Raw genomic sequence first — 19,742 nt, forward strand, 5'->3', positions numbered from 1 at the left:
AATGAAATTGGAGCGTCCTTTTAGGAAATTAGCTATAGCGCTGCTCATTGGCTGTGCACTGATTGGTGCCAGCCTACTGGTGCCCTTTAAGATATATTTAACGTCTGATCGGGCTTATTCAGGAGTTTTAGTTGAATTAATAGATAAAGAAGGAAAAGCGATAGACTCATTTATCGTCGACAATCAGTTGCAACTAGATTCGTTTTACTTAGTAAAACTACTTGTAGATGGAGTTTCCTTACACTTGGTTCATCCATTATTAAAAGCCCAAAATATTGAACTAAATTGGGGGCATTTTTATTCAAAAAATCTTAATGTTACTCTAGTGTGTTGGTGCGCAGATAAGAGCTACCCAAAGCAGGAAGATTTGGTTTCAGTGTTTGCGCACTTTGCAGACATCAAGTCGCAGTATATTCCCAAAGTGCCTCAAATGATACGAAGAGAATCGGTTGCAGAACATAGTAAAGCGCTTTATATGCTCGTTGCTGTAGCCAGTGATAGAGTCGGTGAAGGAAGAAAGTTAAATAAGCGCAATGTTAGAGAAAGAAAAAATATAATGGCTGAGGTCATTGATATGATATATATAGATCCGTAATAAGATCTGCTATAAATAAATTCACTCAGAGGTATAGCGATGGCAATCATCCTCAAACGATAGCCATCGTTACTTACTCCATTAAAGTAGTTCTACTTTTATTTCTATCCATGCGGTAGCGCTATTTTCTGCTCCGCCCTTTGATGTCGGGGTGATTTTGAATCCTCCCCAGTGATCGGTATATGAATTTCCGATTGTTAGCTCCGAATCGGTTTGGTCGTCACCCCACCAGCCTGGTGTTTTTGACCCTGGGGTCATATCTAAGAGGTAAGAGGTCGTTTTCCAAAAGCGTGGGTCTTGCTCATTTTCGAAGTAGCCCTCTAAATTGATGAGTATGCCGTTTTTGGTATTTGGATATCGCGCATTTGTAGTTCTGTACTCTAACCAATACGTATATAAGCCGTTACCTGACTTCAGCTTTAATCCGATATATCCTTGATCATTGCGTCCGTGGTCAAATGCATAAATGCGATATGTTCCCGATGAGGTAATGAGTGGGACTTCTGATCCGCTTATCCAACCGAAATACTTTTTGTACAGTAAGTTATATTCTTCTAAAGAATGAGCGCCCATTCCCATCATGCTATATACGTTACCATAGTTTAAACTTTCCTTTGCATAATCATGATCGCCAATTACTCTACCAGGGCCAGCTTCTAGCGCTTTAGCATGACGTAGCCCTAGTGCATGTCCTAACTCATGTGCCACCACGCCTGATGTGTGGTGATATAAACTGATTGAAGGAGGAGCAGCGCTGGAATTGAAGTTACCAACTTGAGGGGCAACCATCATTACCACATTACCAGTTCCAGGGTTTTCTGGGTCAACGCCGTTTGCTTTAACATGCTTCTTCCATTCAGCTGTCCAACCGTGAAAGTCACTGTCAAAGTCACTTTTGGGTCGATTAATATTAATTATTGGCACCGATGTATCATATGTGAGGTTAAATTTACCGTAAGATTGGTCCGTGTAATATGCTGCAGCGTCAGCTAAATCACGCTGCATTGAATTCCAGTTAAGTTGCGCATCGCTAAATTGAAATCTAAACACTTTGATGTTGGCATAATTTAAAGGATAACCATCATTATCTCCAGGTGGTGGAGTAGAACCTAAGTTACGGCATGAGGTTGCACCTAAATCAACGACCAATGAGGCACCTTGACTGGTCCCATCTAACGTTATGTAAGTCCAATATTGGTTTAAGTTCTTAAGCACGATACATTCGCTATTACCGTTTCTTTTTGAATTTGGATCGCTACCGTCCAGTTTTGGCCACCCCCCATTTTTTGAATATAAATTAAGATTTCCTGAGCCATGTCCAGTGGTAATTGCCAAACTATTTACACTATTTGTACCTGGAATACTTAAGTAAGTTCGAGTGCCACTCGGAAGGCAAATAGGTTGCTTATTGACAATTTCTCTTCCAGTAAATGGGGCTGAGGATTTACAGGTGTCAGTGAGTTGAGCTGCACTTGCCGGACCTGCCGTTAATAGTAATAGAAGCGCATAACAGTGCGCTCTTCTCAAATATATCTTTTTCACAGTTGTATCCTTATTAAATAAGCTTGCTAATTTACAAGCCTATTTAACATAGGATTAAAGTATACAATATTCAATATAATATTCTTGTGAGTTGATGAAAGGTATGGATTTTACAATCGTAAAATCCTCAACTAAATTTAGAGAGGGAGGTATTAGGCTCAGGAATCCTTTTGTTTACCAGGTAATTGAATGATGTATATGAATTTTCTGAGGTACCTATTTGTCGTTTTTTGCTTAGCTGTCACTGCTAATGTTGATGCAACAACGATTCAGATATTTTTGGATGATGAAGAAGACCTCGCTATTTTGACGCAAAAAGCTAAACCTGAAAATATTGCTGGCGCAACCAACAAAATACTATTTGAACAGTTAAACCTCTCAAACATTGAGTTTCTCGGCGCAAGTTATAAACGGACGTTACGCTCAATGCTAAAGCAAGATAAATCAGCTATTTGCACTCTTAACAAAGTAAAAACTACTTATCGCGAAAAAAACTTTCTATTCAGCTTGCCAGTAAATTTTTATATCAGTAGACGTCTATATCAACATGCTGATTCACCTCCGCTATCTAAAGAAGTGCTTGATGAAGAAGGTAATGTAGTCTCTCTTATGCAACTTTTTAACGTATACAGAAATAAGCTGATAGTAACTGCTGACGATCTGTCATATGGGCCTTTTTTAGATAAGCAATTAGCACAGGTGGATAGCGCTAATAAAGTGGTGAGAGGTGGAAGTAATCATTATGAAACTGTACATCGGATGTTCGAGTTGAAACGTGTGGATTTTCTGCTTGGTTACCCTGTTGAAGTGATGCGATACGCGAAAGCCAATCAAGATAAATATGAGTCCTATCTAATCGCGGATTCACCTCGGTTTATTTTAGGTCATGTGATGTGTAATAAGACTCAAGTAAGCAGGCAGGTGTTAGAGAGAGTAAATCAGATACTACTCAGTAATTATGGTACCAAAGAGTTTTTATTGGCCCATATAAATTATTTACCCGTTCAGGAGCATCGATCTATTCAGGAAGTTATAGAGCGCTACATAGATCAACTCGGCTCAAACTAATCCACTAAGAATGCTCCTGATCCTGTGTCGGGCGGTACAGCTATCACCACCCCCCAAATCTTGGCCAAAACTCGATGTCATCATGACTTAACACATGATAGCCCGAGTGCTGAGCAGCTGTTGCACATGCATGATTTGGTAAAATACGTAGTAGGTCACCATGTTTCACGTCTGGTAAGGTGAAGCCGGGTTCACATTCAATAACGCCATGTTCTTGATTTGCTGAGGTTACTTTGAGCCCAGGCAGCAAATTACCCGCTTGGTCACAGACGAGGCCATAGCCGCAATCAAACGCTTGACTCGCGGTACCTCTGTCTCTTGAAAGCGCCATCCAGCCTGCATCTATAAAGAGCTTATTTTCACTACGTTTGATACCAGTGACACGCGTTAGCACGCTTAGTGCAATATCTTCGATGTCACATATGCCGATACCAGCCATCACAAGGTCGAAGAATGTATAGACCCCAGCTCGCACTTCAGTGATCCCATCGAGGTTTTGCGTTGACAGTGCCGTTGGGGTAGAGCCAATACTCAGCACTGCTGTGGTGATCCCAGCCTCTTCCAGCATGGATGCAGCAGCCACAACGGCTAAGCGCTCTTTCTCAGCAAACTGTATTAGTTGCTCAGCCGTGCTACACGCGTATGAGCCACCGGCATGCGTTAGTAAACCCCGATATAAACCACTGCTTTCCAGTATGGTTGCGATGGTCACGATTTCTTTGTTTTTAGGGCTAAGTCCTGCGCGATGTCCGTCGCAGTCTATTTCTATCAAGCAAGGAATCGTGCACTCATTTTCCGAGCAAAATTGCGAGACAAGCATGGCTTGTTCCATGCTGTCTAGCAATATGGTTAGATTGACACCTTGGTTGATTAGGGCAAGAACGCGTTGTAGCTTATCTTCTGTGATCCCCACCGCATAAGTGATATTGGTGTAACCTTGTGCAGCAAACGTTTCCGCTTCTTTTAGGGTGGAGACCGTACATCCTGCTTGTTTGTCGGCCAAAATATAGCTTGCGGCTGCAATGGATTTTACCGTTTTCAAATGTGGGCGAAGGGCCACATTAAAAGCATCAAGATGCTTTTCCATACGCGAAAGGTTATGCAAAAAAGCAATTTTATCAACAACTAAACATGGTGTTTGTAAAGATCCTAATGTCGTAAACATAGCTCAATCATACTCCTATGAGTTCTATTTCCTGTCGATTGCTTGGGGACCAGACGCGTTCACAAGCGTGTGTTTTGTTAAGCCAAATAAAGTCTGTATGTTCATCTTCAGCAAGTACCACACTGATCCCTGACGGTACTTGGATACTAAAAACATGCTCAGTGTTTATGGTAACACCCGGCTCATAACGATGGCGCCACTGCGGTCTTATAGTGTATTGATTCGTTTTATTATGCGAGTGGATGGTGATCCCAAGCGCCGCGGCGTCAATACCTGTCTCTTCTTTTAACTCTCGATACGCGGCAGTGATTGGAGTTTCACCGGGATCTACTCCCCCAGTGACTGATTGCCAAAAGTGTTTATCGTCTGCTCTTTGTAATAGCAAAAACTCATTATGTTCGTTGTATATTACGACCAATACCGAAACGGGTTTACGTAGTGCCGACATGGTTTACATCAAATCAGGAACATGTGCTTTGAGTTTAACCAGTTGAGTTGCACTCGGCAATTGGTATAAAGCTTAGATGGCGAATTTTGGACAAAAAAAAGCAGGCCATCTGGCCTGCATAAAAACTCCAATAGCAACAAGCTGTGCCAAGGAAATCCCAATAATGCCAACATCCCAGTCGGCAAGCTCTACTTCTCGGGAGTTCAATTGTGACTTTAGGCACGCCTAGATACGCAGGTAAAAAGGTGCAGCCCCAAAGGAACGAGACCAATGCTAATGTAATGTTTAGTACTTGTAAACTAAAAATTGAAAAAAATAGTTTAAACGGATTTTTTTTGCTCACTTTGAAATATAAAGCTTCTAAAATGATGGAATTACAAGCTATGTAACTATTTGTTATTTATCTGGTTGATAAATTTTGTACCTTTAATGGTTTGAGAGTTGTTGCAATTTTGTATCCATTCTGTATGTTAATGGATTGTACAACATGTAACCTAGGAAAGGAAAAATGAAATTAACATCAGCAATTATCGCAACCTCATTATTGGCAACCAGTGTCGCAGTAAACGCGGCGATCCCTTATAAAAACGAACAGTACCAATTTACCCAACCGAGTGGTGAGGTAATAACACTTATTCTTAATGGTAATACGTACTTTGCTCAGCAGCGTACACCTGACGGCGAGCTTGTGGTGTATGATGCATCACTTAAAGGCATGGCTTACGCACAGGTTTCGGCTGATGGTGAGCAGCTTATATCTACAGGTAAGCTTGTGACCAAACGCAACAAGCAAGGCATACAACGTCACTCAGTAAATGCTATGCAGCAAGGACTATCCTCAACTGCTATTGCAAAAAAGGTAAAAGCGGCGCAGCAGGTAATGTTGGGTCAAAACCAAACACCAGTCGACTTGATACATATGCATCAGTTTGAGCGTAGTGATAATGCAATGGCGTTGAATGCCGAGATCAGCGGTCAAGTAAAAGGGTTAACTATCATCATCGATTTCCCTGATGAGCGCGGCACTATCACAAAAGCGCAGGTTGAGCGTTTTTTAAATGACCAAAATTACAATGAATTTGGTAATGCGCAGTCAGTAAGAGGGTATTTTTCGTCGGTCTCTGGAGGCAAGCTGGATTATACCAATACGGTAACGGCTTATTACACCGCAAAGAAAAACAAAGCGTATTACGCGGATAGCGCATTAAGCTCAACAGTACGCTCGCAAGAACTCATAAAAGAAGCGCTGAACTGGCTTGAATTTCAACAGGGATTTGATTTTAGCTCGCTGACTACAAATAGTAGTGGGCAGATCCGTGGATTAAATATTTTTTATGCCGGCAACTCTGATAGTGCATGGTCTAAAGGTCTGTGGCCACATATGGCAAGACTCAGTCCACGTTTTTGTGCTGATGGCGTGTGTACCGATCGCTATCAAATCACGGATATGGGAAATAGCCTTGCAATTGGCACCTTTGTACATGAGTCAGGTCACTTAATCACAAATTGGCCCGATCTTTATGATTATGACGGCAGCTCAGAAGGCTCAGTCGCAAGTTTTGGCGTTATGGGATTTGGCGCGATTGGTGCTTCCAACCGTTTTAAGCCGACGCCACCTGTCGCACACTTCAGGGCCATAGCTGGTTGGGATACGGTAACTGAACTTAATCCAGCCGTAAATGCTAATGCCCCAACGGGAAGGCTCAGTCATACTTCGGGCGCTAATAGCTCATATAAATGGACCAACCCAAGTAACGCGAATGAAGCCTTTTACATTGAGGCTATTCATCAATCGGGACAAAACTCAGAGCAACTCGATTCAGGTTTGGCTATTTGGCACGTTGATTCTGCGGGCAATAACTCGAATGAATGGTATCCGTATATCCAAATGGAGCATGGTGATGCCAAACGAGATCCTGAAAATGGTCGCAACCGTGGGGATAATGGCGATTTATTTGATGTGGCAGGAGAGTTTAGCGCCACACTGCCGAATGCGTTGAGTAGCAAAGGGACGAATGCCTTATGGTGGAATGGAAGCGACTCTGGCTTGTCCATCAGCAATATTTCTGATCCCGCTACAGAGATCCAATTTACCGTAAGCGGTAGTACAACCCCACCACCAGCGGGAGATGTTTACACTGGATACTTAGCAGACAAGCAACAAGCCATACAACCTGACGGCAGTTGGTTTCAGTACAGCGGTGGCACAATAGCACTTACTTTAGAGGGGCCAGCGAACGCAGACTTCGATTTGAAACTCGAAGCTTGGCAAGGTGGAGCATGGCAACAAGTTGCCATTTCGGAGACGCCAACCTCACAAGAGTCAATTAACTATACGGCAAATTCAGGTTATTACCGCATTTTGGTTTACTCATACAGCGGTGCGGGTGACTACCGTCTAACGGTACAGAAGTAGTTATCCAAAGCACTGGTTAGTCAATACCATTGATATAATGCCAAGTCGCGTTGCTTGTGTGATCAGCGCGCGGCTTGTTTTGGTGCGTATGTTAGAACGCCAAACTCCACTTTCTTATCTATAATTCATACTTTATTACCAAAATTATGATAATAATGCAGTCATGCATATTGTTTGTTACGGAATAGCTTATGAACTTTTTTCGAAAGCCAAATCAAGAAGTTGAAAATTTGACCGCTGAACTCAACCGTGCTCGGGCATTACTTTCTGCGATTGATGAAGCGGTCGCAAAAATTGAATTTACACCCGATGGTCAAATAGCTGCAGTCAATCAACATTTTCTCGCTGTCGTGGGTTACACAGAGGCTGAAGTGATAGGACAGCACCATCGTATTTTTTGCCACAAGGACTACGTAAATTCTCCGGAATATCGCAGTTTCTGGGCAAGCCTTAAGCGTGGCCAAGCTCAGTTTGGTAATTTTGAGCGCTTTACCAAAGCAGGTGACGTAGTTTGGCTCGATGCGACCTATTTTCCGGTTGAAGAAAATGGCAAAGTGACCCGTATTGTTAAAATTGCGAATGACATCACAGCAGAAAAGCTCACTATAAAAGCACAAGAAGCGATAGCTAACGCACTCAATAAGTCCATGGCAACCATAGAGTTTACACCCGAGGGCGTTATTTTAGATGCGAATCCAAATTTCACGGCAACTGTGGGTTATAAACTCAGTGAGATTAAAGGTCAGCATCATCGAATGTTCTGTGACGACAGCTTTTATAAAGAGCAGCCACATTTTTGGCAAGAGCTGGCAAAAGGCCAGCATAAAAGTGGTCGCTTTCATCGCTTAGGTAAGCATGGCGAAGATATTTGGATTGAAGCAACGTATAACCCTATCTTTGATGAACATGGCAAAGTCATTAAAGTGATAAAGTTTGCAACAAATATCACGGCGCGGGTGCAAAAAGCGCATCGAGTCGCACAAGCTGCTGAGGTTGCGCAGGTGACATCAGAGCAAACCGAGCAAATAGCGGCCCGTGCGAGCTTGCTGTTGCAAGAATCCGTCAGTACCTCCGGGCTTATTTCTAATCAAGTGCAAAGTGCAATGGCCGCGATAGCACAGCTTAATGAACAGTCAAAAGGGATTTCGGCAATTGTGTCTACCATCAGTGCGATTGCAGAGCAAACTAACCTACTTGCGTTAAATGCCGCGATAGAAGCCGCCAGAGCGGGCGAGCAGGGAAGAGGGTTTGCGGTGGTAGCCGATGAAGTAAGAAGCTTGGCAGCACGTACTTCGCAGTCGACCAACGAAATCAATGATGTGGTAAATCAGAATGAAGTGTTAACTAAAGAAGCCACCGCACTGATGAATACGGTGTCTGAAAGCACAGAGCTTGGTCTTGCACAAATCGATGAAGTGAATAAAGTGATGAATGAAATAAAGCAAGGCGCAGAAAACCTCACAAATACGGTCAAAGGATTGTCAGAATAACTTAATAATCGCCGCATAAAGCGGCTCCCACCAAAAGCCTGAATATGGTGTAGAAGCGAGTTCACCCCGCGAGCTTTTCATCAAAATCGGCGCGTAAAGTGGCTCACACCAAAGGCTTGAATATGGTGTAGGAGCGGGTTCACCCCGCGATCTTTTCATCAAGATCGGCGCGTAGAGCGCCTCCCACTGCGACTAATGTGAATGCTTTATTTTTCAGCGATTTGCCATACTGCAACTGAGCCGGAAATTTCATTACCGATCACCAATAAGGCTTCGCCAGTTGCACTTTTGTCGGCAGGAATAAATGCCATGCCCTCTGGGGCTAAGTCGCCACTGATTTCGGCATCTTCAACTAATCCACGGTTGTAAAAATAATCTTCAAACTTAACATCGTAAGGGTTGGTGATATCGTAAACCATGATACTACCCATACGCTCTAAGCCAACGAATGCAAAAGTGCGTTCACCAATTTGACCTAGCGCTAGTGCTTCCGGCTCTGGGCCTTTTGCATCGGAGCGCGTATCGCCTTCATTGGTGTCTTCATCATTGTTAAATTGTGCGCCATGCACGGAGGCTGTGATCCGCTCGATTTGATCGCCTGAGTCGAACACCACAAGGCCGTTGCTATCCCAAATGGTGAATGAACGTGCACCATAGGTGTACAGCGCTTCATATTGGCCGTCATTATTTTCATCGCCTTTCACCGTTGTGACTTTAAGGCGACCAATGTCGTCATCGTCATTATTGAGATAAGCAAAGTTGCTTGCTAGGGTAAGATCTTCGGCACGGCTCTCATCAATGTACGCTAAACAGCCATCGTCTTTATCGTAATCTAGACCACCTTTCGCGGTACAGTCGGCTTCATCGGCAGCATCAAAAAAGTATTCTCTACCATCACCTTCGTTAGCAGAGACAATAAAGTTAGCGCCTTTCCACGTGTAGCTAGAGATAGTGTCTGGCTGATACATGCCATAAAGACCGGGGTACTTTTTAAAATTGATCTTTTTATCTTTATCCGAGGCATCCATGGTGTAATTAGACCAGTCTTTGAATCCCAAACCGACTAAATTAAGGCTGTTGTCACTTAGATCTACGATAGCGAGTGCGTTGTTTTCTTGAATTGAAACATATGCGAAGCGGTTGTCTTTAGAGATGGTGACATATTCCGGTTCTAAATCCATCGCAACTGTCGTATTAATAAGTTTGCCATTGATAGTGCGACCAGTTGGATTGGCGAAGACAATGCCTTGTGCTTCTAGCTCAGCTTGCTTGGTGTTAAATGCGCTAAAGTTTAATTGTGTTGCTGTATTTGCAACTACGCCATTTGTAATGTTGATAATGCTGATGCTACCTTCAGGATCAACGCTGTAGTCACCTGCGGGTTCCCCTTCATTTGCGACCACGACCTTGCTGCCATCATGAGTAAAGGTAACCATATCAGGTAGTGCACCCGCCGTTACATTTTTAACAAAGGCCGGAGTTGCACCTGAGATATCATAAAAAGCGATTTGTCCTGCGTCACCCGTAGTCTTGGCAGCCATTGCAACTGCCAATAGTTGGTTGTTTTCGTCAACTGCAATACTGTTTGCGTCGCCGGGTGTATTGTCGTTTAAGTTGATTGTCATGGCTGATGTTAAATTTGTAGCGGTAATAACACCTTCATTATTTTTGACCAGAGCGGCCGTATCAAAGCTGGTTGCTGGAATAACTTCAACCACAGCGGCACTGCCTGAACTATTAATGGCATATATCCATTTTTTGGATGCTTGGTAAGCGACAATTTCAGCGGCGCCTTCAGGGCTTTCTGCATTAAGCACTGCGCGTCCCACAAGACTTATTTCAAGCACGCTATTGGCGTTAGTGCCATTGGTTCCGTCTTGTCCGTTTGCTCCATCTTGGCCGTCGGAGCCATTTTGACCATCGTTACCATCTTGTCCGGCAACGCCTTGTTGCCCTTGCGAGCCTGTGGCGCCATCGTCACCATCAAGTGAACAGCCAGTGAGAAGAGAAAGCAAAGAGAGCGCGATAAGTGAGTGCTTAAACATAAAATATCCTGATTATTATTGTTAAAGCAGCTACTTAATCACAAAAATATGACTCTTATATGGCAATGAGGTTTCACAATTATTGTGAGAAATTCATTGATATCACTGAGCTGGAACTAATGCCATTCAAGCGTTAGTACCATCGGTATCAAAGGGTGATCAGGCAAAAGTTGGTATTGCGGTTGGTGCAATTAGGTACAGACAAAAAATATACAATAATTTTGCAAATTTGATGAACTTTTATTCAACTCTGTTCGTAAGGGTTAGCTATGGGTGACAAAAGTCATTCTTTTTAACCGAGTCTACAGGATGAGTATAATGAAAAAGTTTATAGTAAGTGCCAGCCTCATGCTTCTTATGGCATGCAGCGATAACGACGATAACGATACTGTTACACCTCCGCCACCCCCGCCAGTCCAAGAGTTTTCAGCGACTAAGACCTTTGAATTGATGTTATCAGGAAAGCAAGAAGTACCGATGAATACGTCAATGCAAACCGCTTCCGCAACAGTTGAGCTTGATGAAAATCTGATGCAATTCAGAGCAACACTCGACTACAGCGACGTCGAAGGTTTTAGTGCTGCACATATTCACGATGGTGATTTGGGGGCGAATGGCGATGTGGCATTCGCTTTTGAAGCATCAGATGACAATAAGGTCAGTATTCCAATCACAGATCTGTCTGAGGATCTAATTGAGGATATGTTGGATGGTGATTGGTATATCAATCTACACACCGAAGCCTTTCCAAACGGCGAGTTACGCGCTCAGATTGTGCCAGACACGGTAAGCGTGATCACGTTCAAATTAGATGGCTCACAACAGGTGCCAATGAATGAAAGTAGTGCCATGGGGTATGGTTATGCGTCATACGACAGCACCGACGGCGAGCTTTATCTTCGCGCGGTCACTATGGACGTCGATGATGCCACTGCAGCACATATTCACACTGGCCGCATTGGTATGAACGGCGATGTGCTTGTGGTGTTAGAGCAGGACGACGAAGTAATGACAGACTGGGTAACGCCAGATGACACGATGATCGACGAAGCGACGTTGAACGTTTTGCTCTCGGGTGGACACTACGTCAATGTTCATACGCCAGAGCTACCAAATGGTGAGATCCGCGGCCAAATCTTGACGAACAATTACGCCGTTGCGACATTTGACTTATCCGGCAAACAGGAAGTGCCAGCAGTAGCAACAATGGCATCCGGTGATGGCTATGCCCTTGTTAACACTGATAACTATGAAGTAGAGCTCAGAGTTGTCACTAGCGGTGTTGAGGATGCAACGGCGGCACATATTCATACCGGTCGGATCGGTATGAATGGTGATGTTTTAGTGAGCCTTGAGCAAAGCACCGATGATATGAATGTATGGATGACGCCAGACAACACTATGATCAATGCTGAGATTTTTGCGGTACTCGCATCGGGTGGTCACTATGTTAATGTCCATACTCCTAGCAATCCAACTGGTGAGCTACGTGGCCAAATTCTTACCAGCAATTATGCGCTCGCTACATTTGCGCTTTCAGGTCAGCAAGAGGTTCCTGCAGTATCGACAATGGCGTCAGGGGATGGCTACGCATTGGTTAACATGAACGATTATGAAGTTGAACTTCGTGTAGTGACAATGGGTGTTGAGGATGCAACGGCGGCACATATTCATACTGGCCGGATCGGCATGAATGGTGATGTTCTAGTGGGCCTTGAGCAAAGCACCGATGATATGAATGTATGGATGACGCCAGACAACACTATGATCAATGCTGAGATTTTTGCGGTACTCGCATCAGGTGGTCACTATGTTAATGTCCATACTCCTAGCAACCCCAGTGGTGAGCTACGTGGCCAAATTCTTACCAGCAATTATGCACTTGCTACATTTGCGCTTTCAGGTCAGCAAGAGGTTCCTGCGGTATCGACAATGGCGTCAGGGGATGGCTACGCATTGGTTAACATGAACGATTATGAAGTTGAACTTCGTGTAGTGACAATGGGTGTTGAGGACGCAACGGCGGCACATATTCATACCGGTCGGATCGGCATGAATGGTGATGTGTTAGTTGGCCTTGAGCAAAGCACCGATGATACGAATGTATGGATGACGCCAGACAACACCATGATCAACGCTGAGATCTTTGCTGTGCTCGCATCGGGTGGTCATTATGTTAATGTGCATACACCAGCAAATGCGAGTGGTGAACTCCGTGGTCAGATCCTCACTGACAACTACACGTTGGTAGCGTTTCCATTGAGTGGCGAGCAAGAAGTCCCAGCCGTTACAACCACAGCCACTGGTAGTGGATATGCTTTGGTAAATCGAAACGGCTTTGAGCTTGAATTACAAGTCCTCACCTCAGGTGTTGCCGATGCAACGGCTGCGCATATACATACTGGCATTGCTGGTGAAAACGGCCCTGTGTTATTGGCATTAATGCAAGATAGTAGTGATGCCAATCGCTGGATGGCTCCGGCCAATGCAGCATTGACAGCGGAAATATTTGCGATTCTGGCAGGCGGTGGTCACTACGTAAATGTGCATACACCAGCAAATCCAAGTGGTGAGTTAAGAGGCCAAATAGCTAATTAATCGCTTAGATAATTATCTCGCATCTAAGAGTCTGTTAAGTGCAGGCTCTTTTTCTTTATATTCAAATTACACAACCATTATCCAGTCCGGGGAGTTATATTTAGTTAAAAAGATGTAACAAAAAAATCATGATTTGTTCCCGTAATCGTAATGCAAAGCCTCTAGCGTAAGCCTTCTTTAAAATAATAATGGTAATACAATGAATAAGATAAGCGTTTGTTCTGCGATCGTAGCTGCATTATTACTGAGTGCATGTGATGATGATTCTGTGGAGGTTGTACAGGTTGAAAAGCCGGTGATCACAACGGAGACTGAAATAAAAGTCGTTGAAGTTCCGGTAATTGTGGAAGTGCCAGCAGGTAGCGCAAGTGCCATGCAAGTGGGCACACGTCCTGATTTCTTGATTCAAGATATGGAAGACAGTGCACTCAAAACCAAGCTTGAGCAGTGTGCTAACGGGCCTTTTTATAAAACAGACTTTTCAATTGGACACCGTGGTGCGCCAATGCAGTTTCCTGAACACACCAAAGAATCTTATATTGCGGCGGCTAAAATGGGTGCTGGGATTTTAGAGTGTGACGTTGCCTTTACCAAAGACAAAGAGCTGGTTTGTCGCCACTCACAATGTGATTTACACACTACAACAAATATTTTAGCAACGGATTTAGGCCAAAAATGTACAACCCCATTTGTACCAGGCGATCCTGAAAATGGAATTGCAGCCCAAGCTATGTGTTGTACCAGCGACATTACTTTGGCTGAGTTTAAGACATTAAAAGGTAAAATGGATGCCGCAAACTCAATGGCCACAACCGTAGAGGAGTATATGGATGGCACGGCAAATTGGCGCACCGATTTATATTCGAGCCGTGGCACTTTAATGACCCATGCCCAGAGTATTGAGTTATTTAAAAGTTTAGGCGTGAAAATGACGCCAGAGCTGAAGACTCCGTCAGTCGCTATGCCTTTTGACGGTTTTACACAAGAAGCCTACGCACAAAAAATGATCGACGAATATAAAGCTGCAAATGTAGATCCAAAAAATGTCTGGGCGCAGTCATTTAATCGTGACGATGTCGTTTATTGGATAAAAGAAAATCCAGAGTTTGGCGCACAGGCAGTGTATTTGGACGACAGATACGAAGCGCAAGCGGTAGACAATGAAACTATGGTATCAGCAGAGCAAATCGTGCATAACCCAGAGCTACTGTCACCAACGATGGAAGAGCTTGCTGCGGATGGTGTTAACATTATCGCACCACCTCTGTGGATGTTATTAACCGAAGAAGGAGGGGAAATCGTACCCTCACCTTATGCCAAAGCTGCAAAAGCAGCAGGGCTTGAGATCATCACTTGGACACTAGAGCGCTCTGGTCACCTAGCCAGCGGCGGTGGTTGGTACTATCAAAGCATCAACGGCAGTCTGTCAGGTGAGGCGATGATAGATAATGATGGCGATACTTTTAAAGTGCTAGATGTATTAGCCAAAGAGGTTGGCGTAATCGGCGTATTCTCTGATTGGCCAGCAACGACCACCTATTATGCAAGCTGCATGGGCATGCCTGCCAGTATTTAAGCGGTGTTTATTGTGGTAGGGGCGGATTTACTCCGCGATCTTGTCTTTAATGATCGCCGCTTAAAGCGGCTCCTACCAAGGGTTTGAGTGTGTTGTAGGAACGGGTTTACCCCGCGATCTTTTGATTTGGTTCTCACTGTTACTTTGTCAACTCTGTTTGTTCCTAATTCTATGCTAGAAGAATCTCAACCCCTGCACTAGTCTTTATTGTGAACGCTTCAATAAAGGCTAGAATCATGAAGTTAAACTCTATCCGTATCCTCATGACCACTATCTTCGGTGGCATTATTGTTTTTGTCGTCATCGTTACCTTATTGGTTGTTAACATGTACAACGCCTTGCTTGATTTTGAACGAATGGCTGACAACCGCTATAAAGCCTATCAACTGGCCGACGAATTAAGACAAAGCTCCGACGATTTAACGCGCTTAGGCAGAACCTATGCGGTAACTGGCAACGATAAATACGAAAAGATGTATATGGATGTATTAGCAATTCGTAATGGCGACAAGCCTAGGCCTGAAGGCTACCATAAAATTTATTGGGATCTGGTGCTTAACTATGGTGAGAAACCAAAACCAGACGGTCAGCGAGAAGTATTACTCGATGCCATGAAAGAGGCGGGCTTTAGCCAAAAGGAGCTCAACTACTTAAGTGAGGCACAAGCCAATTCCGATGGCCTTGTTGCATTAGAAGTCGAAGCCATGAACGCCGTAAAAGGTAAGTTTAAAGATAGTGCTGGTAAGTACACCATTCAAGGCGAGCCCGATTTGAACAAAGCGGTTAAGCTTACTCACAGTGATGATTATCATCGCTATAAAGCCAACATCATGAAGCCAGTTGAATCGTTTTTTACTGAACTTGAAAACCGTACTAAACAAAATGTTGTACAGGCCCACAGTGCTGTAGAGTCTTATGTGTTGTGGGCTATGGTGATGTTAGTAATAACCGTATGTTTCAGCTTATTCGGCGTGTATTTAGTTCGTCGTCGTATTGTGAAACCGATAGAGTTACTTGGTAGAACTTTTGAAGAGATAGGTAGTTCAAACGATCTTAGAAAAACGGTAGACGAAAGCGGCGCTACAGAGATTAAAGCGGTGGCCAATATCGTAAACCGTATGCTCAATAGCTTTAAAAATACAGTCACGAATATCGGCTCAGCAGGTGGCGCGATGTCACAATCTTCCAAAGAAGTGGCGCATTTTATTCGCAGTAATAAAGAGATAAGCGAAGAACAAAATGCCCGTCTTGAAACCATCGCCACGGCTGCGGAAGAAATGACCGCAACACTCAATGAGGTCACGTCCAGTACAGTGAGTACCGCAGATTATGCCAATCAGGTTGAACTTGAAGCACGGCGGGGGATGGAAGTGATGTCGCAAACCAGTCAGCAGTTTAGTGATTTGTCAGTGCGCTTTGACGAAACTGCGAATATTATCTCTGAGTTGACTGAGCAAAGTGACCAAGTGTCAAATGTAGTGAGCGTGATCCAAGCTATCGCAGAGCAAACTAACCTGCTTGCATTAAATGCAGCCATCGAAGCGGCGAGGGCGGGAGAGCAAGGCCGTGGTTTTGCTGTTGTTGCAGATGAGGTACGGACCCTTGCACAAAGAACCCAAAAATCCACCGAAGAAATTCGCGATATCATCAACCAGCTGCAAACCAAAGCGGGGAGTGCGAATACAGCCATTCAGCAAAGCCAGCACCAAGTGCAAGCGACGGAAGAGCAGGTGATGGTATCTTCCGAAGTGCTCGATAGTATCTTTGAAGCGGTGAGCAAAATCAAAGACTTGACTCAAGGTGTCGCCACCGCCTCACAGGAGCAGTTATCGGTAACCGAAGACATTAACACCAATATCAATGGCCTGAGCGATATTTCCAAAGAAGCAATTAAGCGGATGAATGAGTTTATGGCCATTGTTGAGCAGTTAGAGCAAACCAGTCATCGCCTCAACGACAATGCAAGGGAATTTACTGTTTAGCTTGTAGCAAGCGCTTTACGCGGTGGTCTCTTCTTTACTGATCGCCGCATAAAGCGCCTCCCACCAAGGGGTTGAATATGTGGTAGGAGAGGATTTACTCCACGATTTTATCTCTAATTATCGCTGCATAAAGCAGCTCCTACCAAGGGGGTATTTGGTAGGTGTGGGTTTACCCGCACTTCTATCTCTAATGACCGCCGCTTTACGCGGCGATCTCTCCATGAGCAAGACCAAGAAAAATCAATAAACCTACAACGTCCCTTAAATATGATCTAAATCAAAAATGCAAATGAGATTAATTATCAATATTTTTGACTTTTGTTCAGTTTCCATTTAGAGTACGCGCCAAAATTTACTTTAATGCAATAAATTTTGGGATATTAACAATGACAAACACGCCTTTTAAACGTGGTGTACTTTCTGCTTTGGTGCTTTCTGCCCTTAGTCCAGTTGCTTTTGCTGATTCGGTAAAAGCGCAGCCGGACATGGAGCGCATCGTGGTAACTGCGACTGGCTTTGAGCAAAAAATACCAGAAGCACCAGCGAGTATTTCAGTGATCACTGCTGAAGACATTCAAGCTCAGTCCTATACGACTTTGCTCGATGCCGTGAAGTACCAAGAAGGCGTGGACATTGGCACAACTCGAGATAAAACCGGGCAAGGCAGCGTGAGTATGCGCGGTTTAACAGGTGAATATACGCTGCTTCTTATCGACGGTAAGCGTCAAAACAACCACGGTGATATCTACCCAAATAACTTTGGTGGTAACGCGTTTAACCATATTCCACCTAAAAGTGCCATTGAGCGAATTGAAGTCATTAGGGGGCCAGCTTCTACACTTTACGGCGCAGATGCGATGGGCGGCGTAATCAACATTATTACTAAAAAGTCAGTAGATGAATGGACTGGCAGCATCGATTTTGGCCGAAGCCTACAAACAAACGACCAGTTTGGTGATGACATTACCACTGACTTTAGTATCTATGGACCTTTGGTTAAAGGTTTACTCAACTTTTCTGCTCGCGGTAGCATTTATGAGCGTCAAGCATCGAACCCTGAGTTTTCACCTGCAATCGATCCAAATGGTGAACTGCATCATCGTGAACTTGGTTTTGGTAGTGGTGGTAGAACGGTTGATAACACTAATACGCAACTTGGTGCGACGTTTGTATTCACGTCAAACGACAACCACACTGTTACTTTTGATTATGATATCTCAAATCAAGAGTACGATAATACACCAAACTACGACGTTGAGTCGGGCAAAATTACCTATCCGCTTGGCACCAAAGACAACATCGAATCAATCTGGCAAGACCGTCGCGGTGTGGTAAATCCACGTGCAGGTTATGCGGCGGATCAAGAATTTGACCGAAGCTGGTGGTCACTAACGCATCAAGGTACGTTTGGTGATATTGAAACCTTTGTGTCATTGGCGTTTGTTGATACCGATAACAATGGCCGTACTATGCCACTCTCTGTTGCAGAGCGTAAACTACTACAAGCCATGTACGATGGCAGTGGTAAATATGCCGATATGGAAGAAGCAGAACGTAAAGCGCTTGCTGAAAGCACATTCTTACCACGTCCAAAGCGTACACTGAACAGCAACCAATATACGTTAGACGCGCGAGTGGATATTCCTGTTGACGATTTACTTGGCGATCACGTGTTTGTTGTGGGCGGCCAGTGGGTTGACGGTGAATTGCAAGATGGCGTATTTGGTATGGAGTCTGGCGTTGATCAAGGCGTTCAGGAACACCAAATGTACTCGCTATTTGTAGAAGATAACTGGTACTTAAGCGATCCGCTAACAGTTACAGTGGGTGTCCGTCACGATAACCACGATGTATTTGGTAGCCAACTTTCTCCGCGCCTATACGGTGTATACGAGCTGTCTGACGATTGGACAGTAAAAGGCGGGATCAGCACAGGTTATAAAACGCCACAAACGACTGACTTATACAATGGTATCACCGGCTTTGGTGGTCAAGGTACGTCACCGTTTGCAGGTAACCCAGATCTTGAACCAGAAACCAGTGTAAACAACGAAGTTGCATTGTATTGGACGCACCCAACAGAGAACCACAATTTTAATATCACTTACTTCTCAACGGAGTTTGACGATAAAATCGCCCGTGGTGACACCATCAAGAGCTGCTCTGCAACCAATGGTGCAAAACCATGCGTGAATTTGGGTGTATACGACGAGCTTGGTTACGATACTTATAGCCAAAAAATCAATATCGACAAAGTTGAGATCCAAGGTATTGAGCTTGCAGGCCGTTACCAGTTCACCGATACAATTTCACTTTACGCAAACTACACCTGGACTGACAGCGAGCAAAAGAGTGGCCCTCAAGAAGGTCAACCACTAACCAATACCGCTGAGCACATGGCAAATGCCACGGTAAACTGGCAAGTAACGGACGAGTTTTCACTAACGCTAAATGCTGAAATGCGCTCTGATCGTTACCGTGGCTGGGATAACAACCTAGACAAAGCCATGTACTACAAAAACTACAACCTACTGCACTTAGGTGCTAAATACACCTTTAACGACAATGTTACTGTGTTTGCGCGTATCAATAACTTATTAGATGAAGACTTTACGTCTTATAGCACAGATTACAACGACTTAAACGGCGATGGTAAATACGAATACCTAAGCGGCCGTGGTGTGGTAAGTGAAGTCGTATTTAGCGACGACTACAACGTAAAAGACAAAGCCCGCAATATTTGGTTTGGTGTAAACGTGACGTTTTAATATCCATGTAAAGTACTACTAGATTGCAAAACTCAAAGGAGGTGCAATT

The 19,742-nt window shown here is 44.1% G+C and carries 12 protein-coding genes; 8 read left to right on the forward strand and 4 right to left on the reverse strand.

The window, feature by feature from the left end:
• Nucleotide 1: 1 nt before the first annotated feature.
• Nucleotides 2-595, forward strand: coding sequence for a hypothetical protein (locus EXT48_RS23315; RefSeq protein WP_130165999.1), 594 nt, complete (start codon nucleotides 2-4; stop codon nucleotides 593-595).
• Between the two features lie 81 nt (nucleotides 596-676).
• Here the strand turns inward: EXT48_RS23315 and EXT48_RS23320 are convergent, their stop codons facing one another.
• On the reverse strand, nucleotides 677-2,137 hold the full coding sequence (locus EXT48_RS23320; RefSeq protein WP_130166000.1) for a pre-peptidase C-terminal domain-containing protein: 1,461 nt from the start codon (nucleotides 2,135-2,137) through the stop codon (nucleotides 677-679).
• A 189-nt stretch (nucleotides 2,138-2,326) separates the two neighbouring features.
• Between EXT48_RS23320 and EXT48_RS23325 the strand changes: the two genes are divergently transcribed.
• Entirely contained in the window at nucleotides 2,327-3,205 is an 879-nt protein-coding gene (locus EXT48_RS23325; protein WP_017218222.1) for a hypothetical protein, read from the forward strand.
• A 43-nt stretch (nucleotides 3,206-3,248) separates the two neighbouring features.
• On the opposite strand, the gene EXT48_RS23330 is transcribed toward EXT48_RS23325, so the two are convergent.
• Together EXT48_RS23330 and nudB are read right to left on the reverse strand one after the other, a co-directional pair.
• Nucleotides 3,249-4,370, reverse strand: coding sequence for an alanine racemase (locus tag EXT48_RS23330; RefSeq protein WP_130166001.1), 1,122 nt, complete (start codon nucleotides 4,368-4,370; stop codon nucleotides 3,249-3,251).
• 7 nt (nucleotides 4,371-4,377) lie between these two features.
• Nucleotides 4,378-4,818: a dihydroneopterin triphosphate diphosphatase gene (gene nudB / locus EXT48_RS23335; RefSeq protein ID WP_130166002.1), complete on the reverse strand. Its 441-nt coding sequence runs from the start codon at nucleotides 4,816-4,818 to the stop codon at nucleotides 4,378-4,380.
• A gap of 508 nt (nucleotides 4,819-5,326) precedes the next feature.
• Here nudB and EXT48_RS23345 point away from each other — a divergent pair.
• Both EXT48_RS23345 and EXT48_RS23350 read left to right on the forward strand, forming a co-directional pair.
• The gene (locus tag EXT48_RS23345; RefSeq protein ID WP_130166003.1) at nucleotides 5,327-7,234 is read left to right on the forward strand and encodes a M6 family metalloprotease domain-containing protein; all 1,908 of its coding nucleotides are present in this window, start codon (nucleotides 5,327-5,329) and stop codon (nucleotides 7,232-7,234) included.
• Nucleotides 7,235-7,425: 191 nt separating this feature from the next.
• Nucleotides 7,426-8,724, forward strand: a complete 1,299-nt coding sequence (locus tag EXT48_RS23350) for a PAS domain-containing methyl-accepting chemotaxis protein (RefSeq protein WP_130166004.1) — start codon at nucleotides 7,426-7,428, stop codon at nucleotides 8,722-8,724.
• 206 nt (nucleotides 8,725-8,930) lie between these two features.
• Here EXT48_RS23350 and EXT48_RS23355 read toward each other — a convergent pair whose 3' ends face one another.
• Entirely contained in the window at nucleotides 8,931-10,769 is a 1,839-nt protein-coding gene (locus tag EXT48_RS23355; RefSeq protein ID WP_130166005.1) for a choice-of-anchor I family protein, read from the reverse strand.
• 318 nt (nucleotides 10,770-11,087) lie between these two features.
• Between EXT48_RS23355 and EXT48_RS23360 the strand changes: the two genes are divergently transcribed.
• The 4 genes from EXT48_RS23360 to EXT48_RS23375 all read left to right on the forward strand — a co-directional run bounded on the left by EXT48_RS23360 (nucleotide 11,088) and on the right by EXT48_RS23375 (nucleotide 19,693).
• Nucleotides 11,088-13,367: a CHRD domain-containing protein gene (locus EXT48_RS23360; protein ID WP_130166006.1), complete on the forward strand. Its 2,280-nt coding sequence runs from the start codon at nucleotides 11,088-11,090 to the stop codon at nucleotides 13,365-13,367.
• Nucleotides 13,368-13,566: 199 nt separating this feature from the next.
• The gene (locus tag EXT48_RS23365) at nucleotides 13,567-14,943 is read left to right on the forward strand and encodes a glycerophosphodiester phosphodiesterase family protein (RefSeq protein ID WP_039491772.1); all 1,377 of its coding nucleotides are present in this window, start codon (nucleotides 13,567-13,569) and stop codon (nucleotides 14,941-14,943) included.
• A 236-nt stretch (nucleotides 14,944-15,179) separates the two neighbouring features.
• Nucleotides 15,180-16,925, forward strand: coding sequence for a methyl-accepting chemotaxis protein (locus tag EXT48_RS23370; protein WP_130166007.1), 1,746 nt, complete (start codon nucleotides 15,180-15,182; stop codon nucleotides 16,923-16,925).
• Nucleotides 16,926-17,311: 386 nt separating this feature from the next.
• Nucleotides 17,312-19,693 (forward strand): TonB-dependent receptor, encoded by a 2,382-nt coding sequence (locus EXT48_RS23375; protein WP_130166008.1) that lies wholly within the window; start codon nucleotides 17,312-17,314, stop codon nucleotides 19,691-19,693.
• The last annotated feature ends 49 nt before the right edge of the window (nucleotides 19,694-19,742 follow it).

This window comes from Pseudoalteromonas sp. CO348, assembly GCF_004208845.1.
Lineage (GTDB): Bacteria > Pseudomonadota > Gammaproteobacteria > Enterobacterales > Alteromonadaceae > Pseudoalteromonas > Pseudoalteromonas maricaloris.

Excerpts from the sequence above, each read along its gene's own strand:
- EXT48_RS23315 (WP_130165999.1), top strand. The coding sequence starts at position 2 with ATGAAATTGGAGCGTCCTTTTAGGAAATTAGCTATAGCGCTGCTCATT.
- EXT48_RS23325 (WP_017218222.1), top strand. The coding sequence starts at position 2,327 with ATGATGTATATGAATTTTCTGAGGTACCTATTTGTCGTTTTTTGCTTA.
- EXT48_RS23330 (WP_130166001.1), bottom strand. The coding sequence starts at position 4,370 with ATGTTTACGACATTAGGATCTTTACAAACACCATGTTTAGTTGTTGAT.
- nudB (WP_130166002.1), bottom strand. The coding sequence starts at position 4,818 with ATGTCGGCACTACGTAAACCCGTTTCGGTATTGGTCGTAATATACAAC.
- EXT48_RS23345 (WP_130166003.1), top strand. The coding sequence starts at position 5,327 with ATGAAATTAACATCAGCAATTATCGCAACCTCATTATTGGCAACCAGT.
- EXT48_RS23350 (WP_130166004.1), top strand. The coding sequence starts at position 7,426 with ATGAACTTTTTTCGAAAGCCAAATCAAGAAGTTGAAAATTTGACCGCT.
- EXT48_RS23355 (WP_130166005.1), bottom strand. The coding sequence starts at position 10,769 with ATGTTTAAGCACTCACTTATCGCGCTCTCTTTGCTTTCTCTTCTCACT.
- EXT48_RS23360 (WP_130166006.1), top strand. The coding sequence starts at position 11,088 with ATGAAAAAGTTTATAGTAAGTGCCAGCCTCATGCTTCTTATGGCATGC.
- EXT48_RS23365 (WP_039491772.1), top strand. The coding sequence starts at position 13,567 with ATGAATAAGATAAGCGTTTGTTCTGCGATCGTAGCTGCATTATTACTG.
- EXT48_RS23370 (WP_130166007.1), top strand. The coding sequence starts at position 15,180 with ATGAAGTTAAACTCTATCCGTATCCTCATGACCACTATCTTCGGTGGC.
- EXT48_RS23375 (WP_130166008.1), top strand. The coding sequence starts at position 17,312 with ATGACAAACACGCCTTTTAAACGTGGTGTACTTTCTGCTTTGGTGCTT.